The following is a 19,757-nucleotide window of genomic DNA, read 5'->3' as shown; positions in this document are numbered from 1 at the left end:
GACTACTTCTCTTCTCTATCCGTTTCAGCCTGGATGTCTTCATCCGTGCCGCTGCTTTCGGAAGCTTGGAATTCCATGAGCGCGGCCCACCGGGGATCGCGCTTTTCTTCGGGTAGGAACTCAGGGGCCTCGGCAAGCCGTTCACCGGTCTCGGGGTCGAGACCTGGGCAATCCGGCCGGCAAACCGGCTGGAACGGCAGTGACAACACCACCGCATCCCTGATCAGAGGTTCAAGATCCACGTGGTCATCTTGAACTTCACTTTCATAAGCTTCGTCTAGAGAGTACGCGAAAAGCTCGTGAAACTCGACTTGGACCGGCAATTCGACGTCGATGAGGCATCTGCCGCACTCTCCGGCGGCGATTCCGGACACCTGGGCCGACACGAGGATGCCCTCGTGCAGGGTTTCGAGGCGCAGGTTCGCGATCACGGTAGAGCCGGCCTTCACGGCGACCAGGCTCTCGCCGAGGTCTCCCGGCACGACGATTTCGAGGTGCCGTTCGTGCATGGTGCCCGGGCGGTTGATCAGGTCGCGCACATCGACCTTGTACGGGGTCTTCTTGAATCTACTCACGAGGGAAGATTCTACGCGTTCGCGGCTGGGCGTCCGATTCGTCGCTCGCCGGGGCGCCAGAGCGATGCCGGCAGCAGCGTCGCCCGCACCCGCAGGCGCCGGCCCGACACCGAATGGATGCCGCGGAGCACCACGTCGAGGTCGGCCACGCGTTCCGCCGCCCGCGCGGACTGCGCGTCGTCACCCGGTCGCCCGTAGTGGCTGCGCTCCGCTCCCACGAGGAGCCGGTCGAGGGCCTCGGCCGCGGCTCCCCCGCCCGGACCGGCGCCCTCCGTAACGCTCTCGGTGCCGCCTACCGAGCCGATGAGAACCCGTAGCCGGGCGGCGAGCTCGCGCGGCGTCTCGGTCTCCCGCACGAAGACGCCATGGTCCACCGCCGTGTCGCTGACCTCACGCCACGCCTCCACGGCCCCGCTCTGCCCCGACAGGAGGCCCCGGCGCCGCAGCATCCGCCGGGTCACCCGGATGAGGGCCGGCAGAAGGAGCAGCGCGAACGTCCCGAGGACGAGCAGGCCGAGACGGATGATGCCGCCGCGCGAGTCCGCGGGCGAAGAAGCGTCGGCCTGGGCGTCAGCGGCGTTCTGGCCACCGAGGTCCTCGGGGCGCGGCGCGTCCGACGGGCCGGCCTGGCCGGAATCAGTCAGCGGCACGGTGACGGCATCGTCCCGCGTGTACGCAGGCACGGCGCCGCGGCCGGGCGTGGGCTCGAAGGGCACCCAGCCGACGCCCTCGAAGTAGACCTCCGTCCACGCGTGAAGGTCGTGGGTGTCGACGCTGTACCGGCCGACCCCGGCGACGGAACCCGACGCGGACAGCGACCCGGGCTGGTAGCCGATCGCGATCCGGGACGGGATGCCGATCGAGCGGGCCATCGCCGCCATCGCCGAGGAGAAGTGCACGCAGTACCCGGTCTTCACCTCGAGGAAGGTGCTGACGACGTCAATGCCGCCACCGTCATAGCCGGCCTCGACGGGAGCCTCGGTGTCGTAAGCGAAGTCGCTGCCGCGCAGGTAGTCCTGCAGGGCCCGCGCGGCCTCGTACGCGCTCGTGGTGCCGGCGGTGACCTCACGCGCGGTGTCGCCGATCAGGGCCGGAGTCTCGGCTGGCAGCCTCAGGCTGCGCCGGATCTCCGCCGGATAGGCACCCTCGGCTTCCCGCAACTGCTCCGCCGTCGGCTCCAGCGTGAGCGCGGTGACGGTGTATTCCTGGCCGCGGGTCGTGTCGCCGGGGCTCGTGATGGACCCGGTCGCCTCGTTCCAGTACCAGGCGCCGAGCAGGCCGGTCACCGAGCGGGGCGGCGCAGGGGTCGGCAGCCACCGGGCGGCCAGGTTGTCGATGCCGATGGTCGTGATCGTCTCGCTCGTCTTGATATCGGGTGAGAACCCTGGCGGCAGGTCGATGTCGTCGACGGCGTTCGCGCGGCTCCCGGGCGCCTCCCCGGCGGTCCAGTTGCGGCCGGAGAATTCATCGAGTGTCAGCAGCCGAAGGTAGGGCGGCCGAGTCGCCGTGGTGCGGAAGTGCAGCACCGGTTCGGCGTCCGGCCGGCGCAGGTCCTGACCGAGGTTGATCATGGGGCTGACACCGTTGGCGAACAGCAGGCTGCTGCCCGGGCGCGCGCGCGTGAGGCTGCCCCCAGGCAAGACGGGCGTGGCGACGCTGACCACGATTGCCGCCACTATCGCGACGCTGCCCACGACGACCGCTCCCTTAAAAGAGCCGGGCACGTGGCGCCGCCCGGGCGCGACCGTGCCGGGCCCCGCTGCGGCCGGCGGGCCGGGCAGGCTGCCGGCTCGGCGCATCCGGATCTCGACATGGAGGAGCAGGAGGTAGGTGGCGGCCGTGAGCACGAGGGCCTCCAGGTTGGCCTCGTGGCCGAGGGCAAGCCCCGGCACGAGCAGCGGCACCAGCACGGGCAGTCCGGCGAGCGCGGGCACGCGCAGGATGACCGCGAGCGTGTCGATCAGGATCGCGATCACGCCGGCGCCGGCGCTGAGCAGGAACAGGATGCCGGCGGTCGCCTCGGCCGGCGTCGATTGCTGCTCGATGGAGACCGCCCCGGAGAGCGCCAGATCGCGGAACCGGTCGATCGTCTCCCCGGTCGGGATCAGCCAGAGCCAGCCGCTTCCGGCGCCGAAGAGCAGCGTCAGGACCGCCACAAGAACCCCTAATCCAGCGAGCGACCCGAGGAAGACGGGCAGCCCGGCGCGGCGGAACCCGGCGGAACCGAGCAGGACGCCGGCGGCCGTGAACGTCATCAGCCACCACCAGCCCGTGTCCTCGAGCAGCGGCCCGAGGCCGGCGTCGGCCACGACCAACAGCAATAGGAGTGCGAACGCGAGGGGCCACTCCGCCCGCTTGAGTCGGGCCGCGCGGGCGGAGGGGTCGCGCCAGGCGGTGCGAGTGCCCTGGTCGGGAGCGGCCTGGTCGGGAGCGACCCGGTCAGACGGCGTCATTCAGGGGCCTCCTCGCGCCGATAAAGTCCTCCCAGGCACGGGGGATGTCCGGGGTCTGGTGCACGGGGATGCAGCGCCAGCCGGCCTCGCGTAGCCGGCGCACGGCATCCGTTCGCACCGTGGGCAGCACGAACGCCACCGCGGGGCGGCTCTGGGACACGAGGTCGGCGAGCTCGGCCAGATCCCGGTCGTCGACGGCGACGAGCACCGCGAAGGTCGGCAGCAGCCCGCCGGGCACCACGAGCGTGCTGAGTTTCGCGGCGGTCCCGGACTCGGGCGTACTTGGTTCGACGGATGCCGGGGGTCCGGGCTTCACTGCGGGGCCGCCGAACGTGTACGTCTGTTCTGCTGCGTCCTCGGCGGTCTCCGCCGGGTCGGGCGGGTCCGCCGGCTTGACCCCGGCCAGCCCTTCGAGCAGCAGCGCGACTCCGCCCGGCGGCAGGAAGACGGTGGGAGGGTCGCCGCGCAGGCCGCCGCGGCCGCCGGCTCGCCCCGGGGTGGCGTTCGCCTGACCCGGGCTCGCCAGCCTGCCGGACGAGCCCGAGCTGGGACTGGACAGGCTCGGTCCGGACTGGCTCGGTCCGGACAGGCTCGGTCCGGACAGGCTCGGTCCGGACAGGCTCGGTCCGGACAGGCTCGGTCCGGACAGGCTCGGTCCGGACAGGCTCGGTCCCAGCGCAACCAGGTCGAGCCGGTAGCCGGCCGCCAGCAGGTGCACCCCCACGGATGCCGCGAGCTCGACGGCCACCTCGAACGCCTGCTCGAGGCGCGGCCCGCCGAGATCGGTGCCGCTGTCGGCACCGGCACCAGTGTCGGCACCGACGACGGTCGGGCGGCCGCGGCGGCCGCGCAGCGCGGTGTCAAGCACGAGTCGGGCTCCGGGGTTGCTCTGCTCTTCCTCCTGCCGCACCATGATCGCGCCCAGGCGGGCCGTGGCCGGCCAGTTCACGCGGCGCAGCGGGTCGCCCGGCCGGTATTCGCGCGCGATCAAGGGGTCTGCGTTGTGGTTCAGGTGCCGGAGCCGCTCCGGAACGTCGCCGTCGTTCAGGGTGCCGGTGAGGCCCCGGCCGGCCAGGGCGGTCACCCGGGGCGTCACCGCCAGGTCGTGCGGCTCCCCCACGGCCCACTCGCCCGAGGCAAGGCCGAAGGGATCCGAACGCCTGATCAGCACCGGGCCCGTTGCGTAGAGACCCCGCCGGGGCAAGCTGAACCGGTACTCGAACCTCACGCTGTCTGCACCGGTGTCCGGGCCGCCCTCGTAGCGGTCGAGGGCCGGCAGCGGCGTTCCGGCCGGCACGGTCAGTCCGGCGTCGCCGGCGTCCCGCCCCCACACGGTGTCCCGCAGATGCAGGCCCGCCAGGGGCCGGGGGGAAAGGTTCCGCACCCCGAGCCCCACGACGACCTCGCCGCCGGCCGGCACGACCGGTGGGCGCAGCATCCGGGTGACGCGCAGGCGCACCCGATGGATCGAGACGTACCCGAGGGCGGCGACGGGGATGGCCAAAAGCACACCGGCGATGAACAGAAGGTCGCGCTGGTTCGTCAGCAGGGCGAGCAGCAGAAGGCCGGCTCCCGCGGCGAGGAACATCCCGCCTCGAAGGGTGAGCCGGGGAAACCGGACGCGCCGCTGCTTCGCCGGCATGGCGTCAGGGATGCCCGGTGGCACCGACGGGAACGGGGGTGGCCGTCACGATCCGGCGAACGATGTCGTCGACCACCGGGCCGCTGTCCTGATGGTGGCCGAGCACCCGGCTGCTCGCCACGAGGCGGTGCCCGAGCACGGCGACGGCGAGAGAGTCGATGTCGTCGGGCAGCACATAGTCCCGGCCGTGCAGCGCCGCCTGGGCCTTGGCCGCCCGGATCAGCTGCAGTGTGGCACGGGGGCTGGCGCCCAGGCGCAGGTCGCGGTCGTCGCGGGTGGCCCGCACCAGGCTGACCGTGTACTCCTTCACCGCGGGAGAGGCGAACACCCGCTGTACGGCCGTCATCATTCCGCGCAGCTGGGCGCCGGAGACGACCGCCTCGATGCCGGCCAGCGGGCTCGACGTGTCGCGGGCATCCAGCATCATCAGCTCGGACTCGGTGTCGGGGTACCCCATCGAGATGCGCGCCATGAACCGGTCCCGCTGGGCTTCGGGAAGCGCATAGGTGCCCTCCATCTCGATCGGGTTCTGCGTGGCCACGACCGTGAAGGGCAGCGGCAGCAGATAGGTGGAGCCGTCGACGGTGACCTGGCGTTCCTCCATGCATTCCAGCAGCGCGGACTGGGTCTTCGGGCTCGCCCGGTTGATCTCGTCCCCGATCACGATGTTCGCGAAGATGGCGCCAGGCTTGAACTCGAATCGGCGGTCCACCTGGTTGAACACCGACACGCCCGTCACGTCGGAGGGCAGCAGGTCGGGGGTGAACTGGACGCGGCTGACCGTGCAGTGCACGGACTTGGCCAGCGCCTTGGCCAGCATGGTCTTGCCGACGCCGGGAACGTCCTCGATCAGAAGGTGCCCCTGGGCCAGCAGCACCGTGAGAGCCGTCGTGACGGCCGTGTGCTTGCCGTCGATGACGGTTTCCACATTGCGGATGATCGCACGCGCCGCAGCCTCGACGGCCGGAAGGTCCATCAGGGTCTCGTCGTCCGTGTCGGCGACAGGGCCGCCCGCGTTCCCGGCGAGCGCCGGAACGGAAACCGAGCGCACGGGCGACGTATTCACACGCGTGTCTTCTGCAGGAACGCCGCCACGGCCGGCGGCACATACGGGGTGATATCGCCGCCGAGCGCGGCGACCTGGCGCACCAGGGAACTGGACACGTGGGCGTTGGCCGGGTCCGGCAGCAGGAAGATCGTTTCCACGGCGGCGAGGTTGCGGTTCACGATCGCCATTGGGGTCTCGTAGGCCACGTCCACCTGTGAGCGGATGCCCTTGATCAGCACGCTTGCGCCGACCTCCGTGCAGTATTCGACGAGCAGCCCCATGCCCCAGGAGGCCACCACGATGTTGCCCGGCAGCCCGGCGTCCAGGATGGACCGCTGCAGCAGGGAAACCCGCTGGCTGATCGGCAGCAGAGCCGTCTTGCCGGGGTTGTGCACGACGAGCACGTGCAGTTCGTCGAAGAGACCGGACGCCCGTTCAATCACGTCGAGATGACCCCGCGTGACGGGGTCGAATGAACCGGGGACGACGGCGATCCTGCGCATAGCGATCACCCTAGCCCCAGTGCGTGAACGGTGCCTGAGCGCGCTCCGATCCTGCTGTCAGGACTTGGTGAGCGAGGCCCGCTCCGCGTCGTCGAGGCGCCGCCGCACCGCCTCCCGCAACGCCGGGACCGATTCGAGGTGCGGGTCGTGCTCGCTCAGGCGCTGCGCATAGCCTCTGGCCTCCCCGATCAGGTCGCCGTCGGTCGCCACCCTCAGCAGACGCAGCGAAGAGCGGCCCCCGGACTGGTTGCTGCCGAGCACATCGCCCTCCCGGCGCAGCTCCAGGTCGACCTGGGCCAACTCGAACCCGTCGAGGGTGGCAGCGACAGCCTCGACTCGCTCGCGCGCGATGGTTTCGGCCTCCGCGCTCGTGACCAGGAGACAGAGCCCCGGCACGCCGCCGCGGCCCACCCGGCCGCGCAGCTGGTGCAGTTGCGAGACGCCGAACCGGTCGGCGTCCAGCACCACCATGGCGGAGGCGTTGGGCACGTCGACGCCAACCTCGATGACGGTCGTCGCCACGAGCACGTCGATCTCACCGGCCGCGAACGCGCGCATGGCCACGTCTTTCTCTTCGCTGGTCATGCGCCCGTGCAGCGGTTCGATGCGGGCAGAGGCCAGGGCCGGGTTACGACGCAGTTCGGCGAGCACCATTTCGACGGATGCCGGCGCTGCAGCCTCGGGATCGACCTCCGCGCCCTCCTCGAGCTGTTTCGGGGCGATGGCCGGGCACACCACGAAACCCTGGCGGCCCTGAGCGAGCTCCTCCGCCAGCCGGGTCCACACCCGGGTGACCCAGCCGGGCTTCTCGAACACAGGCACGACGAACGTCTCGATGCCCTGCCGCCCCTCCGGCAGCTCCGCGATCGTGCTCACGTCGAGGTCGCCGAACACGGTCATGGCCACGGTGCGCGGGATCGGGGTGGCGGTAAGCACCAGCACGTGCGGCGGCACGGCCCCCTTCAGCCGCAGCGCCTCGCGCTGGTCCACGCCGAACCGGTGCTGCTCGTCGACGACGACAAGTCCGAGGTCGAAGAACGTGACCTTGTCGCCGAGCAGCGCATGCGTGCCGATCACGATCTTGGCCTGTCCGGACACCACTCGGAGCAGCGCCTTGCGGCGCTCTGCCACCGGCAGCTGCCCGGTGAGCAGGGTGGGCATCAGCGTGCCCGCCAGCTCGGGGCCGAGCGACCGCACGATCGTGCGCAGGTGCTGGGCCGCCAGAACCTCGGTGGGAGCGAGGAAAGCCGATTGGCCGCCCGTGTCGGCGACAGTGAGCATGGCCCGCAGGGCCACGACGGTCTTGCCGGAGCCGACCTCACCCTGCAGCAGCCGGTTCATCGGGTGGGTCTCGATAAGGTCGGCGGAGATCTCCGTGGCCACGCCCTGCTGGTCCGCGGTGAGGCTGAAGGGCAGGCCGGCGTCGAAGCGCTCGAGCAGGCCGCCGGACGACGCCACTCGCGGGGTGGAGTGCTGCTGCCGGGCGGTGAGCCGCTGCTGCACCAGGGCGCTCTGCAGCACGAAGGCCTCGGTGAACCGCAGGGTGTCCCTCGCGCGGCGCCAGTCCGCATCGGTTTCCGGGCGGTGGATCAGCTCGAAGGCCCGGCCCTGCGGCAGCAGCCCGCGCTCGGCGCGCAGCCCCGGCGGGATCGGGTCGGGCACCGGGCCCACGCTGTCCAGCAGGATCGCGATGGACTGCGCGACCTGCCAGCTGGCCACGGTGTTGGTGGCCGGGTAGATCGCGACGGGCTGCTCGATCCAGAGTTTGGCGGCCGCGGCATCCGTGGGCATCTCGGGTTCGTCGTCGGCGCCGGGGCCGAAGAGCTTGTAGGTCGGGTGCGTGAGCTGCAGGTGGCCCCGGTAGTCGGTGACCTTCCCCGCGAACATTCCGCGCATGCCGGGTTGGAGCTGCCTGGCCCGCCAGGACTGGTTGAACCAGGTGAGACTGAGGATGCCGCGGCCGTCGGAGATCTTCACCTCGACGATCGACCCCTTGCGGGCTTTCATCGGGCGTTCCTCGACCGAGCGGATCTCCGCCACAATGGTCACGTTCTCGTCGAGCGGCAGCAGGCTGATCGACGAGAGCTCGCCGCGGCGGGCGTAGCGGCGCGGGTAGTGGCTGAGCAGATCGCCCACGGTGTGCGAGCCGAAGGCCTTGCCCAGGGCGACGGCCGTTTTGCCGCCGACCACGGTGGCCAGCTTGCTGTCGAGGGTCACCGGGGCGAGAGTCTCCCCAGCCTCCGAATCGGTCATGTCTCGATCGTAGGCGGCACGTGCGACATGCGGCACCGGGTCGGCGCGGGTGCGCCGCGAGCTCGGCCGCCGACGGGCGATAAACTCGACGGGTTATGACGCGAATCGTCGCCGGGTTTGCCGGTTCCCTGCCCCTGGCGGTGCCCAAGACCGGCACCCGCCCCACCAGCGACCGCGTTCGGGAGGCGATCTTCTCCGCCCTCGACGCGCGCGACATCATCCGTGGCGCTCGGGTTCTCGATCTGTACGCCGGATCGGGCGGGCTCGGCCTGGAGGCGGCCAGCCGGGGAGCGCGCATCGTGACCCTGGTCGAGAACAACTTCGGCGCCGCGCAGATGTGCCGGAAGAACACCGAGGCCGTGCTGCGGGCGGCACCGGGGCGGGGCGCCCCGAAGATCAAGGTGAGCAGCCAGGCCGTGCAGTCGTTCCTCGCGGCCACCGGCGAAGGGTTCGACCTGGTCTTCATCGACCCGCCCTACGACCTGGCCGAGACCGAGCTCGGCCACAACCTTGCCGCCCTGGCGCCGCTGCTCGACCCGGGCGCACTCGTCATCGTGGAGCGCAGTTCGCGCTCCCCCGAACCGGTCTGGGGAGCGGGCCTCGGATCCGACCGGCGCAAGGACTACGGCGACACGACCGTCTGGTACGCCTCCCCCGTGCTGCCGGCGGCCTGAGGCGCTCTCAGGCGACGGCGCCGTCCCAGCCGCGGTAGGGGTCCCAACCGGCCTGGTCGTGGGGGCGGCCGTCCACCAGGACCGAGCCTGCGGCATCCGTCACCACGCCGACGGCGCGGAAGCCGGCGGGCAGCACGGCGCCCGGCGGGAAAGTGGCCAGCAGGCCGTGGTCCTCGCCGCCGCCGAGGGAACGCTCGACATTCTCGCCGAGGGCCGACCGGGCGAAGTCGATGCCCACGCCGCTGGCCCGGGCGAGGCGCCCGGCGTCGATGGCGAGTCCGTCGGACACGTCCAGCATCGCGGTCGCGCCGGCGCCGGCGGCGGCCGGACCTCGGTCGATGGGCGGCACCGGTGCGAGCTGCGCGGCGACCGCCTCAGGATGCTGCGCCCGCAGTGCATCCGCCAGCGCAGCATCCGGAACACCGTTTTCGTCCACGGCGAGACGGAAGAGCAGGTCCAGGCCTCGGGCGGCCTCACCGAGGCGCCCGGCCAGGACCACGACGTCGCCTGGCCGCGCCCCGGAGCGCAGCACGGGCTCGCGTCCCTCGAGGTCGCCGAAGGCTGTCACAGCGAGCGTGAGGGCGTCGGACGCGGACAGGTCGCCGCCGACGACGCCGCAGCCGGGGGCCAGCGCCTCGCAGCAGTCGCGCAACCCGTCGGCGATGCCCTCGATCACCGTGATCGGCGTCGACGGCGGGGCGGCGATCGCCACCACCAGTGCGGTGGGACGGGCCCCCATGGCGGCGACGTCGGACAGGTTCGTCGCGGCGGCCTTCCAGCCGAGGTCGTGCGGGGACGACCAGGCGAGCCGGAAATCCGGACCCTGGATCATCATGTCCGTGGTGACGACGTAGCGCCCGTCCGGGGCCCGCATCACGGCGGCGTCGTCGCCGGGGCCGAGGAGCTGGGCCGCGGAGCCCGGCAGTCGCGGGAAGATCCGAGCGAGAACCTCCCCTTCGCTCAGGTCGGCCAGCGTCGCACTCATGGGGAACATCGCGCCCGCAGCATTCGTCATGCTTCAAACGGTAGCCTGAATGTAATGACTCCCCGCATCCGTTTCCTCCACACCGGCCTCGCGCTCACGCTCGTCGCCGGTACCGTGCTCCTCACCGGCTGCACGGCGGTCGTGCCGCTGGAACCGGCCGCGGATGCCGTCAATCCCACCTGCGCCGACCTCATCGTTCGCCTTCCGACCTCGGTGGCCTCGCTTCCGGAACGTGAGACGAACGCCCAGGCCACGGGCGCGTGGGGCACCCCGAGCGCGGTCCTGTTGCACTGCGGCGTTGCCGTTCCCCCACCGACGACGCTCCCCTGCCTCACGGTCAACGGCATCGACTGGATCGAAGACGACTCGGATGCCCCGCTCTACCGCTACACCACCTACGGCCGCGACCCGGCAACCGAACTGGTCATCGACTCGGACAAGGTCAGCGGGTCCACGGTGCTCGTAGACCTGGCGCAGGCCGTGGGTAACATCCCCGCGACGGGCCAGTGCCTCGGCGCCGCGGACCTGCTGCTGCCGACCGACGGCGAGACGGTGGCGCCCGCTCCATAGCCCGCCACCCCGCCACCCCGCCGGCCTGCTGCCCCGAGTCGACAGCTTTAGGGGTTGCGGCCGCACGGACGAGTGCGGGTACGGAGTTGTCAAGTGTTACGTCTCATTTCGTTACGCCGCGACGTCTGGGAGCAGCGCCGCCGGCCGGCCCGTAACGTCGCCGGGGAGTCGCCGTCACACGGCGTGCGGCCTCTGATGGACGGGGACACGACATGCTTCTCACCGGACTCGGCCTGGGCGTCGCCCTGGGCTTCACCATGCAGCGGGGCAGGTTCTGCGTCACCGGCGCGTTCCGGGACCTGTGGCTCACGGGCAGCACCCGCTGGCTGACGGCCTTTCTGATCGTCATCGCCGTGCAGAGTGTGGGAGTCTTCGGCCTCGACGCTGCCGGTGTGATCACCCTCGACCCCCAGCCCTTCGCCTGGCTGGCCACGATCATCGGTGCGTTCATCTTCGGGTTCGCCATCGTGCTGGCCGGCGGATGCGCCACGGGCACCTACTACCGCGCCGGCGAGGGTCTGGTGGGCAGCTGGTTCGCCCTGATCTTCTACGCCCTCTTCTCCGCCATCTCGAAGACGGGCGCGCTGTCCGCTCCGGTCGCGGCGCTGCGCGGTATCACCGTGGAGGCCTCCACCATCCACGGAGTCCTCGGCATCTCACCGTGGGTGCTGGTCGCGGTGCTCGTCACCGGCGTCGGCCTGCTCGCCCGGCACCACCTGCGGCTGCGGTCGTCCCTGCCGGTCGCGTCGCTCCCGGCCCGCACGAGCGGCATCCAGCATCTCCTGTTCGAGAAGAAATGGGGCGCGTTCACCACCGCCCTGATCATCGCGCCGCTCGCCATCCTCGCCTGGCCGCTCAGCTGGGCAACCGGGCGCGAGTCCGGGCTCGGTATCACCGGGCCGTCCTCGAACATCGTCAACTACCTCGTGCGCGGCAATCCCCAGTTGATCGACTGGGGAGTGTACCTGGTGATCGGCATCCTGCTCGGCTCGGTCATCGCAGCCAAGGGCAGCGGCGAGTTCCGGGTGCGACTGCCCGATGTCACCACCACCATCCGCAGCATCCTCGGCGGAGTGCTGATGGGCGTCGGAGCCAGCCTGGCCGGCGGATGCACCATCGGCAACGGCATGGTCGACACCGCCACCTTCGGCCTCCAGGGCTGGGTGGCGCTGGTGTTCATGATCATCGGCACCGGCGCCGCGACGCGCCTCTTCATCACCGGGTCCGCGCGGGTAGGGGTCTCCCCCGCTCGCGTTCCGGCCAACCAGTAGCAACCCCGTAGCCAACCAGGAGAAAGAAGCCCGACATGGCACAGTACGTACTTGAGACCGACGGTCAGGTCTGCCCGTTCCCGCTCGTGGAGGCCGGAGCCGCAATCGAGAAGCTCGACCTCGGCGACGAGCTCACCATCAACTTCGACTGCACGCAAGCGACGGACGCCCTGCCACGCTGGGCGGCGGAGAGCGGCTACCCGGTCACGCACTTCGATCGCGTCGGGGACGCCCACTGGACCATCACGGTGCAGAAGGCCTGATCGCCGCGCCGGGCGCGCGGCTGGGCGGCTAGACCGCCAGGTGCAGCGCGGCCGACGCGGCGCGGTGGGCGATCGCCACCTCGATCAGCTCATCAATCAACTGCGGGTAGGTGAAGCCACTGGCCAGCCAGCAGCTCGGGAACATCGAGATGGGGGTGAACCCGGGCATGGTGTTGATCTCGTTGATCACCCAGCCGTCATCGGTGAGGAAGAAGTCCACCCGCGCCAGGCCGGCGCCATCGATCGCGTCGAACGCGCGGATGGCCAGGGCCTGTATCTGGGCGAGTTCCTCGGAGGTGAGGTCGGCCGGGCAGACCAGGTCGATGCCGGACGCACCGAGGTACTTGGCGGCAAAGTCGTAGAAGTCCCGCCCGGTGACCCGCACCTCGCCGGCGACGGATGCCCGCGTCGGCTCCCCAGGACGCCCCTGCAGCACCGCGATCTCGAGTTCGCGTCCGCGCAACCCGGCCTCGATCAGAACCTTGCTGTCCTCGAGCAGAGCAACCCGCATCGCCTCGGCGAGCTGGTCCAGGGTCGACACCCGACTCACGCCCACGCTCGACCCTGCCCGAGCCGGCTTCACGAACACGGGCAGCCCGAGCTCCTCGGCCGCCGCGAACGCCATCCCGGGAGCCTCGGCCCAATCGCCGGCGGTGATGGTCCGCCACGGGGCGACCGGGAGGGCAGCCTGCTGGAAGACGGTCTTGGTGAAGTGCTTGTCCATTCCGAGCGCCGACGCGAGCACGCCTGAGCCCACGTAGGGCAGCCCGACGAGTTCGAGCAGCCCCTGCACGGTGCCGTCCTCGCCGAACGGGCCGTGCAGGATCGGGAAGACCAGGTCGACGTTGCCGAGCGAACGGTAGCCGGCGCCGTCACTGACGGTCAACTGGCGGCTGAGGCTGCTCTCCGGCCAGCGGATGCGGGTGCCGTTGTCGAAGACCTCCGGCAGTTCGTCCGCGTCCAATGTGAACCGGGCCGGGTCATCCGCTTCGAGCACGAAGGCTCCGTCGCGGGTGATGCCGACCGGAATGACGTGGTAGCGGTCGCGGTCAATCGCCGCCAGGACGCCGCCCGCTGTGGCGCAACTGATCGAATGTTCGCTTGACCGACCCCCAAAGAGCAGCGCCACCGTGAGCTTGTTCGTCATCAATCGTCCTTTCGCCCTGCGGCTCCGCTGAGTCCGTGGTCAGGTGCGGGGCGAGATCCCGCGGTTTCAGAGTACCGGCCAGCACCTGGCGGACCTGCTCAACGATGGGCATGTCCACCCCCTTGGCGCGGGCGAGATCGAGAATCGGTCCGACGGACGCAAGACCCTCGGTGGTCTGCTGCATCTGCTTGACGACGTCGTTGATGCCGTAGCCCTGGCCGAGGAGCCGGCCGGCGGTGTTGTTGCGCGACAGCGGCGACTGGCAGGTCGCGATCAGGTCGCCCAGGCCGGCCAGGCCAGCCAGCGTTTCCGGATGCGCGCCGTAGGCCACCGCGAAATCGGTCATCTCCACGAGGCCGCGGGTGATGATCGACGCCTTCGTGTTCTCCCCGTAGCCGACGCCGTCGACGATGCCGATGGCCACGGCGATGAGGTTCTTCAGCACGCCGCCGAATTCGGTGCCGATGACATCCGTGTTGACGTAGGAGCGGAAGTAGCGGTTGCGGGCCAGCATGGCAACGGCCTGCGCGGTCTCGAGGCTGTTCGAGGAGACCACGGCCGCCGTCGGCTGTTCCTTGGCGATTTCCAGGGCCAGGTTGGGTCCGGAGATCGCCGCGATCAGGTCGGGGTTGATCGGCAGGATCTCGGCGATGATCTGACTCATGCGCAGGCCGGACCCGCGCTCGACGCCCTTCATCAGCGACACCACGATGGCGCCGGGAGCCAGGAACGGCTCGGCCAGGATCAGGTTCTCGCGCAGCGACTGGCTCGGCACCGATACGAACACCTGCTCGGCGCCGGCGAGGGCCAGGTCGAGCCTCGCGGTGGCCCGCAGGCCCTCCGGCAGGTTGATGCCGGGCAGGTAGTCGCTGTTGCGCCGGGCCTCGGTGATCTCGCGGGCGAGCTCGGGACGGCGGGCCCACAGCACGACGTCGGCCCCGCCGTCGGCCAGGATCTTGGCGAACGTGGTGCCCCAGCTGCCGGCGCCGAGAACGGCCACCCGTTTGCCTGGCTGAACCTTAGGCTTCAAAACGGCCGGTCTCTTTCTGATCGTGTTCGGTCGGGTTCCAGCGCTTGGACGGCGCCGTCTCGCCCCGAAGATCTTCGAGCAACTGGGTGATGGCGGCCATGACGAGCGTGGTGGCCTCGTTGAGCGTCGCCGGGTCGAGGTTGCGGCCCCGGAACTGCGCCAGGTCGAGCGGGTCACCGATCTTGACCAGCACGGTCTTGCGCGGGAATAGGCTCAGGCGCTTCGAGTAGCGCGGCATGATCGCCTGCGCTCCCCAGTGGGCCACCGGCACGATCGGGATACCCTGCTCGAGAGCGATCCGCACGGCGCCGGTCTTGCCACGCATCGGCCACAGCGCGGGGTCCCGGGTCAGCGACCCCTCCGGGTAGACGACGACCATCTGGCCACGTTCGACCAGTCGCTCGGCCGCCTTCACGGGCTCGCTGCCGCGCACGCTGCCGCCGCGCTGCACCGGGATCTGTCCCGACTTGTGCAGCAGCCACCCGATCACCGGGATTTTGAAGACGGATGCCTTCGCCATGAACCGGGGCGCGCGCCCCATATTCCAGCTCAGCACCCCCATCAGAAGCGGGTCGATCTCGCTGAAGTGGTTGGGCGCCATCACGAACGCCCCCGAACGGGGGAACTTCGCGGCGTCGGTGACTTTGTACCGCACGGCGAGATTGATCACCGGAAGGATCATCATCGCCAGCACCCAGAACACGGATGGCCGCCGGGTCTCCGAACGCTCCCGCCCGGGGTTCACGACGTCACGGGAGATGTGGGTCTGGGGCGTTGGATCGGACACGGACGCTGGATCGGATGCTGGCACAGCCCCATTATCCTTCGAGATCGAAGTCAGCCCCCAACAGTTGAAGCTTGGTGATGAAGTTCTCGTAGCCGCGGCTGATGATTCCGACGTTGCTGACGGTGGAGGTTCCCTTCGCGGTCAGCGCCGCGATCAGGTGGCTGAAGCCACCACGCAAATCGGGAACCTCGATGTCGGCGCCGGTCAGTTTCGTCGGCCCGGTGATCACGGCCGAATGGTTGAAGTTGCGCTGGCCGAACCGGCAGGGGTGCCCGCCGAGGCATTCCCGGTGGATTTGGATGGTGGCGCCCATCTCGACGAGAGCGTCCACGAAGCCGAAGCGCTGCTCGTAGACGGTCTCGTGCACGATCGAGACGCCGTGCGCGTGGGTCAAGGCGATCACGAGCGGCTGCTGCCAATCCGTCATGAAGCCGGGGTGCACATCCGTCTCGATGATGACGGGCTTGAGGTCGCCGCCCGGGTGGTAAAAACGGATGCCGTCGTCTTCGATGTCAAACGCCCCACCGACCTTGCGGAACACGTTCAGGAACGTCAACATCTCGGGCTGGCGCGCGCCGCCGACGAAGATGTCGCCGTCGGTGGCCAGGGCCGCTGCCGCCCAGCTGGCCGCCTCGTTCCGGTCGAACAGGGCGCGGTGGTTGTAGCCCTCGAGGCGCTCGACGCCCTCGATCCGGATCACCCGGTCGGTGTCGACCGTGATGATGGCGCCCATCTTCTGCAGAATGTTGATGAGATCCATGATCTCGGGCTCGATCGCCGCGCCCTTGAGCTCGGTGATGCCCTCCGCGCGCACGGCGGTCAGGAGTACCTGCTCGGTCGCGCCGACGCTCGGGTAGGGCAGGGACACCTTGGTGCCCTTGAGCCCGTTGGGCGCGGACATCCGGATGCCGTTGGGCTGCTTCTCGACGACGGCGCCGAACTTGCGCAGCACGTCCAGGTGGTAGTCGATCGGGCGGTCGCCGATGCGGCAGCCGCCGAGATCGGGGATGAACGCCTCCCCGAGGCGGTGCAGCAGAGGGCCGCAGAACAGGATCGGGATGCGCGAGGAACCGGCGTGCGCGTCGATCGCCGCGAAATGCGCGCTCTCGACGTCGACCGGGTCGAGCAGCAGTTCGCCGGGCTCGGCGCCGTCGGTGACCTTGACGCCGTGCACTTCGAGCAGCTGGCGCACGATGCGCACGTCGCTGATGTTCGGCACGTTCTTGAGCGTGCTAGGACTCTCACCGAGAAGGGCCGCGACCATGGCCTTGGTGACCAGGTTCTTCGCGCCTTTAAGTTCGATCCGGCCGACCAGGGGGATGCCGCCGCGGATGGTGATCCGGTCGCCCTGCAGCCCGACGGCCGCGCCCCAGTTCTGGGCGTTCTCGCGGTTCTGCGCGTCCGACCGGTTCTGGTCGTCTTCACGGTCCTGGGTGATTTCGCTGATGGTGCTCACAAACGTACCTGCCTTGCGGGGAGAGTGCGGGGCCGCCATGGCTCCCGGTGGGATTCGAATTCTGCGATCCGCGCTTCATCGCGCAGTGTGAGGCCGATGTCGTCGAGGCCCTCGAGGAGGCGCCACCGGGTATAGTCATCGATCTCGAACGGAACGGTGAGGCCGCCCACGCGGGCGGTCCTCGACACGAGGTCGACCGTCAGTTCGACTCCGGGACAGGCCTCGATGATGTCCCACAGGCGCTGGGCGTCGGCCTCGGAGATCTGGCCGGCGAGCAGACCCTGCTTGCCGGAGTTGCCGCGGAAGATGTCGCCGAAGCGGGGGCTGAGGACCACGTCGAAGCCGTAGTCACGTAGCGCCCAGACGGCGTGCTCCCGCGAGGAGCCGGTGCCGAAGTCGGCGCCGGCCACGAGCACGCGGGCACCCTCGTAGGCCGGGTTGTTGAGTACGAAGTCGGGGTCGGCGCGCCAGCGGGCGAAGAGGGCGTCTTCGAAGCCGGTCTTGGTGACGCGCTTGAGGTAGACGGCGGGAATGATCTGGTCGGTGTCGACGTTGGAGCGGCGCAGTGGAAGCGCGATGCCCGTGACGGTTGTGAACTTTTCCATTACTTACTCGTCTCCATCCTGGACCAGGTCCCACGGGCTCGACAGCGTACCGCGGATAGCGGTCGCCGCCGCGACCAGCGGGGAGACGAGGTGCGTGCGCCCGCCCTTGCCCTGACGGCCCTCGAAATTGCGGTTGCTCGTGGAAGCGCACCGCTCGCCGGGAGCGAGCTGGTCGGGGTTCATGCCGAGGCACATCGAACAGCCGGCGAAGCGCCATTCGGCGCCGAAGTCGGTGAAGATCTTATCGAGGCCCTCCGCCTCGGCCTCGATGCGCACCCGCGCAGAACCGGGCACCACCAGCATCCGCACGCCGGGGGCCAGGCTATGGCCCTGGATGATGTTGGCGGCGGCGCGCAGGTCCTCGACCCGGCTGTTGGTGCAGGAGCCGAGGAAGACGGTGTCTACCCGGATCTCCTTCATCGGGGTGCCAGCCGCCAGGTCCATGTACTCGAGGGCGCGTTCGGCGGCCGAGCGCTCGTTGGCGTCGATGATTCCGGACGGGTCCGGCACGGTATCGCTCAGGGACACGCCCTGCCCGGGGTTGGTGCCCCAGGTCACGAAGGGTTCGAGAGTGTCGGCGTCGAGCAGCACCTCGGCGTCGAACACAGCGCCGTCGTCGGTGGCGAGGGTGTCCCAGTAGCCGACCGCGTCGAGCCAATCCTGGCCTTCCGGGGCGTGTGCGCGACCCTGAAGGTAGTCGTAGGTGATCGCATCCGGGGCCACCATGCCCGCGCGGGCGCCGGCCTCGATCGACATGTTGCAGATGGTCATGCGACCCTCCATGGAGAGGGCGCGGATGGCGCTGCCGCGGTATTCGAGCACGTAGCCCTGGCCACCGCCGGTACCGATCTTCGCGATCACGGCGAGGATGATGTCCTTGGCCGTCACGCCGGGGCGGAGAGTGCCGTCGACGGTGATCGCCATGGTCTTGAAGGGTGTCAGGGGCAGAGTCTGGGTGGCCATCACGTGCTCTACCTCGCTTGTGCCGATGCCGAGCGCCATGGCCCCGAAGGCGCCGTGGGTGGAGGTATGGGAGTCGCCGCAGACGACGGTGATGCCCGGCTGGGTCAGGCCCAGCTGCGGTCCGACGACGTGCACGATGCCCTGCTCGATGTCGCCGAGCGAGTGCAGGCGAATGCCGAATTCCTCGCAGTTGCGCCGCAACGTCTCGATCTGGGTGCGGCTGGTGAGGTCGGCGATGGGCTGGTCGATCGCCAGGGTCGGCGTGTTGTGGTCTTCCGTGGCGATGGTGAGATCGGGGCGGCGCAGAGGGCGTCCGGCCAGGCGCAGCCCGTCGAAGGCCTGCGGGCTGGTGACCTCGTGCACGAGGTGCAGGTCGATGTAGATCAGGTCGGGCGTGCCGTCTTCGCCCTTGGCGACGAGGTGTTTGTCCCAAACCTTTTCGGCCAGAGTACGCGGACGTTCTTCCAGCAGTGGTGCGTCAGTCATGTGTGTGTGCGTCTTCCTCAACGATGGGTATGCAGCCAACCAGAACTCCACGACGAGAGAGGCCTCAGAACTGGGACTCGTCGCGGCAGGGAAGAGAGAGTCGACGCAGCAGCACCCTGACAGGCTAACACTTTGCGTGTGCGAGCTTTGCCTGACGCCCCTCATTCGAGGGTGCTTTCCGCTGTGTCCACGACGCCACTCTATCTGTGGCGCGCTGCTTCGCCCGTGTCGGCGGTGTCGTCCTGCTCAGGGTTGCCCAGTTCCGACTCCACATAGACGACCGTCACGTTGTCGTGTCCGCCGCGGGCCAGAGCAGCGTCGACGAGCACGTCTGCGCGGGACCGGCTGGGCAAGCTATCACCGTCATAGGATGCCAGGATCTTCGCGATCTCGGCCGCGCCGAGTTCCTTGGTCAGTCCGTCGGAGCAGATCAGGAACGCGTGCCGCCCGGACGCCGGTAGCAGCCACACGTCGGCGTCCACGGACTCGTCGGCGCCGATCGCGCGGGTGATCACGTTGCGTTCCGGATGCTGCTCCGCCTCGTCACTGGAAATGAGACCCGCGTCGACCATCTCCTGCACAGCGGAATGGTCGACGCTCAGCTGCGCCAACGTGTGCCCGTCCCAGGTGTAGACCCGCGAGTCGCCGACGTTGAAGGCCATCCAGTGGAAGCCGACGTCGTCGCCGGCGTCGACGAACGCGATGCCCGACAGCGTCGTGCCGGACACCGCGGTGCCGTAGTCGTCGACGGCGCTGAGGTCGCGCACCGCATCGTTCGACGAGTGGATGGCGTCGAGCACGCGTTCCGGGGTCGAAGGTGCGTCGCAGGCGATGTGTTCCTCGAAGACCCGCACGACTGTCTGGCTGGCCACGTCGCCCTGGGCGTGACCACCCATGCCGTCGGCGACCAGGAAGACCGGGGCCAGGGCCAGGAAGCTGTCCTCGTTGACCTTGCGCTCGCGGCCGACGTCGCTCCGGGCACTGAACACGAACCGCGCACGGGTTGCGGGGAGCACCAGTTCGCTCTCACTCTGCGAGGCCACGTC

General features: G+C 69.7%; 18 protein-coding genes. 4 read left to right on the top strand and 14 right to left on the bottom strand.

Features of this window, described 5'->3' with window-relative positions:
• Nucleotides 1-2: 2 nt before the first annotated feature.
• The 6 genes from E3T40_RS11900 to E3T40_RS11875 form a co-directional block, all read right to left on the bottom strand.
• Complete coding sequence (locus E3T40_RS11900) at nucleotides 3-575, bottom strand: DUF177 domain-containing protein (protein WP_104171681.1); 573 nt, start codon at nucleotides 573-575, stop codon at nucleotides 3-5.
• 11 nt (nucleotides 576-586) lie between these two features.
• The gene (locus E3T40_RS11895; protein ID WP_134543719.1) at nucleotides 587-3,028 is read right to left on the bottom strand and encodes a DUF3488 and transglutaminase-like domain-containing protein; all 2,442 of its coding nucleotides are present in this window, start codon (nucleotides 3,026-3,028) and stop codon (nucleotides 587-589) included.
• The gene (locus E3T40_RS11890) at nucleotides 3,015-4,616 is read right to left on the bottom strand and encodes a DUF58 domain-containing protein (RefSeq protein ID WP_166786626.1); all 1,602 of its coding nucleotides are present in this window, start codon (nucleotides 4,614-4,616) and stop codon (nucleotides 3,015-3,017) included. Before E3T40_RS11890 ends, E3T40_RS11895 begins: the two co-directional genes overlap by 14 nt.
• A gap of 58 nt (nucleotides 4,617-4,674) precedes the next feature.
• The gene (locus E3T40_RS11885) at nucleotides 4,675-5,646 is read right to left on the bottom strand and encodes a MoxR family ATPase (RefSeq protein WP_104171712.1); all 972 of its coding nucleotides are present in this window, start codon (nucleotides 5,644-5,646) and stop codon (nucleotides 4,675-4,677) included.
• An 86-nt stretch (nucleotides 5,647-5,732) separates the two neighbouring features.
• The gene (coaD, locus tag E3T40_RS11880) at nucleotides 5,733-6,221 is read right to left on the bottom strand and encodes a pantetheine-phosphate adenylyltransferase (protein WP_104103054.1); all 489 of its coding nucleotides are present in this window, start codon (nucleotides 6,219-6,221) and stop codon (nucleotides 5,733-5,735) included.
• Between the two features lie 57 nt (nucleotides 6,222-6,278).
• Nucleotides 6,279-8,474 carry an ATP-dependent DNA helicase RecG gene (locus E3T40_RS11875; RefSeq protein ID WP_104171678.1) on the bottom strand — a complete coding sequence of 732 codons (2,196 nt, stop codon included), beginning with the start codon at nucleotides 8,472-8,474 and terminating at the stop codon, nucleotides 6,279-6,281.
• A 95-nt stretch (nucleotides 8,475-8,569) separates the two neighbouring features.
• On the opposite strand from E3T40_RS11875, the gene rsmD reads away from it, so the two are divergent.
• The gene (gene rsmD / locus E3T40_RS11870) at nucleotides 8,570-9,148 is read left to right on the top strand and encodes a 16S rRNA (guanine(966)-N(2))-methyltransferase RsmD (protein WP_104171677.1); all 579 of its coding nucleotides are present in this window, start codon (nucleotides 8,570-8,572) and stop codon (nucleotides 9,146-9,148) included.
• Between the two features lie 7 nt (nucleotides 9,149-9,155).
• Here rsmD and thiL read toward each other — a convergent pair whose 3' ends face one another.
• Nucleotides 9,156-10,163: a thiamine-phosphate kinase gene (gene thiL / locus E3T40_RS11865; RefSeq protein ID WP_369828391.1), complete on the bottom strand. Its 1,008-nt coding sequence runs from the start codon at nucleotides 10,161-10,163 to the stop codon at nucleotides 9,156-9,158.
• Between the two features lie 24 nt (nucleotides 10,164-10,187).
• Between thiL and E3T40_RS11860 the strand changes: the two genes are divergently transcribed.
• The 3 genes from E3T40_RS11860 to E3T40_RS11850 all read left to right on the top strand — a co-directional run bounded on the left by E3T40_RS11860 (nucleotide 10,188) and on the right by E3T40_RS11850 (nucleotide 12,237).
• Complete coding sequence (locus E3T40_RS11860; protein WP_104171675.1) at nucleotides 10,188-10,703, top strand: DUF3515 family protein; 516 nt, start codon at nucleotides 10,188-10,190, stop codon at nucleotides 10,701-10,703.
• Between the two features lie 212 nt (nucleotides 10,704-10,915).
• A complete protein-coding gene (locus E3T40_RS11855; protein ID WP_134543713.1) occupies nucleotides 10,916-11,974 on the top strand; it encodes a YeeE/YedE family protein in 1,059 nt (352 codons plus the stop codon).
• Between the two features lie 35 nt (nucleotides 11,975-12,009).
• On the top strand, nucleotides 12,010-12,237 hold the full coding sequence (locus E3T40_RS11850) for a sulfurtransferase TusA family protein (RefSeq protein WP_104171673.1): 228 nt from the start codon (nucleotides 12,010-12,012) through the stop codon (nucleotides 12,235-12,237).
• A 28-nt stretch (nucleotides 12,238-12,265) separates the two neighbouring features.
• On the opposite strand, the gene E3T40_RS11845 is transcribed toward E3T40_RS11850, so the two are convergent.
• From E3T40_RS11845 to E3T40_RS11815, 7 genes are all read right to left on the bottom strand, one after another.
• On the bottom strand, nucleotides 12,266-13,384 hold the full coding sequence (locus E3T40_RS11845) for a D-alanine--D-alanine ligase family protein (protein WP_104171672.1): 1,119 nt from the start codon (nucleotides 13,382-13,384) through the stop codon (nucleotides 12,266-12,268).
• On the bottom strand, nucleotides 13,287-14,414 hold the full coding sequence (locus tag E3T40_RS11840) for an NAD(P)H-dependent glycerol-3-phosphate dehydrogenase (protein ID WP_233199374.1): 1,128 nt from the start codon (nucleotides 14,412-14,414) through the stop codon (nucleotides 13,287-13,289). The genes E3T40_RS11845 and E3T40_RS11840 overlap by 98 nt, the downstream gene beginning before the upstream one ends.
• Nucleotides 14,404-15,099, bottom strand: a complete 696-nt coding sequence (locus E3T40_RS11835) for a 1-acyl-sn-glycerol-3-phosphate acyltransferase (RefSeq protein WP_233194191.1) — start codon at nucleotides 15,097-15,099, stop codon at nucleotides 14,404-14,406. Before E3T40_RS11835 ends, E3T40_RS11840 begins: the two co-directional genes overlap by 11 nt.
• 133 nt (nucleotides 15,100-15,232) lie before the next feature.
• Complete coding sequence (murA, locus tag E3T40_RS11830) at nucleotides 15,233-16,555, bottom strand: UDP-N-acetylglucosamine 1-carboxyvinyltransferase (protein WP_233194190.1); 1,323 nt, start codon at nucleotides 16,553-16,555, stop codon at nucleotides 15,233-15,235.
• A 98-nt stretch (nucleotides 16,556-16,653) separates the two neighbouring features.
• Complete coding sequence (gene leuD, locus E3T40_RS11825) at nucleotides 16,654-17,262, bottom strand: 3-isopropylmalate dehydratase small subunit (RefSeq protein ID WP_104103024.1); 609 nt, start codon at nucleotides 17,260-17,262, stop codon at nucleotides 16,654-16,656.
• A gap of 3 nt (nucleotides 17,263-17,265) precedes the next feature.
• Entirely contained in the window at nucleotides 17,266-18,711 is a 1,446-nt protein-coding gene (leuC, locus tag E3T40_RS11820; protein ID WP_104171670.1) for a 3-isopropylmalate dehydratase large subunit, read from the bottom strand.
• A 200-nt stretch (nucleotides 18,712-18,911) separates the two neighbouring features.
• Nucleotides 18,912-19,754, bottom strand: coding sequence for a PP2C family serine/threonine-protein phosphatase (locus E3T40_RS11815; protein ID WP_241981761.1), 843 nt, complete (start codon nucleotides 19,752-19,754; stop codon nucleotides 18,912-18,914).
• Nucleotides 19,755-19,757 lie beyond the last annotated feature (3 nt).

This window comes from Cryobacterium sp. TMT1-19, from assembly GCF_004403055.1.
In the GTDB taxonomy this organism is placed as follows: Bacteria; Actinomycetota; Actinomycetes; order Actinomycetales; family Microbacteriaceae; genus Cryobacterium; species Cryobacterium sandaracinum.
This window is presented reverse-complemented; position numbering and strand designations above follow the sequence as displayed.